Origin of the sequence: Microbacterium sp. (assembly GCF_030149085.1) — a bacterium.
Taxonomy (GTDB): Bacteria; Actinomycetota; Actinomycetes; order Actinomycetales; family Microbacteriaceae; genus Microbacterium.
Genome location: NZ_JASBSF010000344.1, coordinates 1 through 2,953, shown reverse-complemented (window position 1 = coordinate 2,953; position 2,953 = coordinate 1). Strand labels below are relative to the sequence as shown.

The window sequence follows — 2,953 nt, the reverse complement described above, 5'->3', positions numbered from 1 at the left end:
AGCGTCAACTCACGACGATGTCGGACAACGGGAATGCCCTCCGCGCAGCAGCCGTCAAGGCGGAGCGGTTCGCAGATCAGGCCAAGCGCGTCACCGTGATAGCGAGGACGATGTCGACTCATCTGCGCGGAATGGCCGACGAACTCAACGCCACGATCGGGGGGGACGCGAACAACTTCTCGAACCGGGGAATCTCGTTGCTCAACGAGGTGGGCCAGCACGAAGAGTACATGGCGCGAGCGACCGAGCAGATGGCACGGATCGCGGCGTCTCTCGCTGAGAGGCTGCGCATGAGCGCGCGCCGCGAGGATGACGCGTCGGCAGCTCGCTGACCGCTGGATCTGGGGACCCGCGATGCCGTCATCCCTCGAAGAGATCGCCAGGAAGGTCGAGGCGACAGGACGAGATCACGCGCTTGAGAAGTGGGCCGCGGACGTCAGGAGAGAGGTCGACGCACTCGCGTCGCAGTTCTCAGAGCTCTCGGCCTCCATCGCCGCCGCCGGCGACCGCGGCGAGGCCGGCTCAGACCTTGCCGACATCCGTGTGGCGTTCGGTTCGATCTATGGCGACCTGCGGGCGGTCTGGGAGTCCTCGTCCGAACTGGACAGGCTGCTCCGCCAGATCGTTCATCATCTCGTCCGCACCTCGCCGTCCGCGGCACTGGCAGCTTCGAGCCAGTCCGCGACGCCGGATGATCGCCTGCGGGACCCCTCCAAGTACGATCTGGCCGAACTCTCCTTCGCCGTCGTCTTCGGCCCGGAGGCTCTCCCCGCAGCGCGTTCCACCGACCTTGCCGTGGATCTCATCAGTCCATCCGTGGGAAGCATCAACGCCGTCATAGATGCGTTCGGACCGGTTCCCGAGCTCCTGCAAGCCGTAGGCCATGCGTTCACCGCATTGGGAATACTCTCGAGCGGATGGGACCTGGCCCGCGGCCTGTACAGACGTGACTGGTACCTGGCCGCCGACGGCGCCATCACCTATGCTGTCGGCGTAGTCGGCCTCGGAATCCTGCTGGCTGGAGCTGCTGCACCCTTCATGCTGACGGCGTTCGAACTCGGCTGGGCCGGAGCGGGACTGATCGCTCACCGGTGGGGCGGGGAGAAGCCGGTCAGCCTACACCTCGCCAGTTTTGCCACGGCGTTGCTGGGACCTCGCACACATGATGACTCAGCGTGAACGGAGCTACCCGACCTATGGATGACAAGGAACTTCGCGAGTCCGCGCTCCTGCTCACCCCCGCAGAAGTGAGCGCTCTCCTCGGATTCACTCAGACCGCGGGCGCCCTCAGGACGGCGGAAGTCCTGGGTCTCACGCTCGTACCGCCCGATGTCACCGATCCCCTGAAGGGCCTGGAAACCCTGGTCGAACGGGGTCTCGTCCTCGCGGACGGTGAGTTAAGAACCGCCACCGGCCAAGCCGAGACCGTCGCGCTCGTCGTCGCGGCGGCGGAGGAGTGGGTCCGCTTCGGCTTCATCCGCGGAGAGATGATGGATGTCGCCGTCGCTGCATCCGGTCCCGCGGGGCGCGTCCTGGTGAGCGCGACACGGGGGACCCAATACCAGGTCGTTCCCCTGAACCCTCAGCGCACGCTCGCCGACTTCGCCGCCGACTCCACCGGCCGATTCCTGGACCACTACGACAACTCCACCGCCGTGGTGAATCGACTCCGCGCCGCTAGTGACTCCACCATCGCGGTCCGGCGAGCGGGCGAGAGCTGGTCTGTTTCGCATCACGTCGGCGGGGACGTCGAGAACCCAGACTTCACCACAGTAGCCGGGCGAGACGAAGCTCTGAGAGGGGTCAGTCAGCTCTGGTCGTGACCCACGATGGGGACGCTCACACCAGCACGATACGTCTTCCGGCCCCGCCGTCGAAGCTCGGAAGCACAGGAGCGGTACCTGCGGGAACCGCTCGCGAAGAGCCCCAGGCTCGGATCTCGGCGAGGTCTTCAGGGTTCGACTGGGAGAACGGAATGGTGTTCTCGAAGAACGAGAGCACCGTCTCATCGTCATACATCGCGGACTGGTGGTTGTTGAACATTGACAGAGCGATGTCGTTCACCACAGCGTCGATCTCCGCACCGCTGAATCCCTCCGTCGCATCGAGCAAGCGAGCGCACAGATCCGGGGGCAGGTCGAAACGAGCCTTTGAGGTGAAGTACAGTCGCAGGATCTCCTCCCGGTCCGAACGGTCAGGGAGGTCCACGAAGAAGATCTCGTCGAAGCGCCCCTTTCGGGTCAGCTCCGGTGGCAACGCCGAAATGTCATTCGCCGTGGCGACCATGAAGACCTTCGACGTCGACTCCTGCAGCCAGTACAAAAATTGCCCGACCAACCGGCGTGACGTTCCGCCGTCGTTCGATCCAGAAAGCGCCTTCTCGATCTCATCGATCCAGAGCACGCAGGGAGCGACCCGGTCCGCCGTCTCCAAGGCTTCCTTCAAACGTCCTTCCGATTGTCCGACGTACATCCCCAGGATCGCCGACATGTCCAAGCGGTAAAGGGGAAGCCCCCAGTCCTGGGCAATCGTCTTGGCAGACAGCGATTTCCCGCAGCCCGGGACGCCGACCAGGAGCACACCCTTGGGCGGCTTGATGGCAAGACCCGAGAAGTCCGCGCGCATCAACTCCGACTTCTTTCGCAGCCAGTTGCGGAGGTTTCGCAGGCCCCCGACTCTGTAGTCGTCGCGCAGCTTGACCCGCTCGAGGCCTGCCAGTTCCCCGAAGATCCGGTCCTTGTGCTCGCTAAGCTTGGTCAGGTCCTCCTGCGCCAGGCTGCCCCTCGCGAGCATCGTCGCTATCACGTTGGTCGCCTCCGTCTGGGTCACCCCGAGAAGGGTGGACGCAGCCTGGCGGAGTTCGTCTCGCTGCCATGAGATCTGCACCTGGGCGCGATGTGCGTCCACCATGCTCGTGATCTCGGTCAGCAACTCTTCCTCGTTGGGCAGATCA

The 2,953-nt window shown here is 64.5% G+C and carries 4 protein-coding genes; 3 read left to right on the top strand and 1 reads right to left on the bottom strand.

What is annotated here, in order from left to right:
• From Q1V87_RS14170 to Q1V87_RS14160, 3 genes are all read left to right on the top strand, one after another.
• On the top strand, positions 1 to 332 hold a 332-nt coding region (locus tag Q1V87_RS14170; RefSeq protein WP_300594216.1), incomplete at its 5' end, for a hypothetical protein.
• Between the two features lie 22 nt (positions 333 to 354).
• Complete coding sequence (locus Q1V87_RS14165) at positions 355 to 1,179, top strand: hypothetical protein (RefSeq protein ID WP_300594213.1); 825 nt, start codon at positions 355 to 357, stop codon at positions 1,177 to 1,179.
• Positions 1,180 to 1,196: 17 nt separating this feature from the next.
• Positions 1,197 to 1,823: a hypothetical protein gene (locus Q1V87_RS14160; RefSeq protein WP_300594210.1), complete on the top strand. Its 627-nt coding sequence runs from the start codon at positions 1,197 to 1,199 to the stop codon at positions 1,821 to 1,823.
• Positions 1,824 to 1,839: 16 nt separating this feature from the next.
• Here the strand turns inward: Q1V87_RS14160 and Q1V87_RS14155 are convergent.
• Positions 1,840 to 2,953: AAA family ATPase (locus Q1V87_RS14155; protein ID WP_300594207.1), on the bottom strand; the 1,114-nt coding region annotated here is incomplete at its 5' end.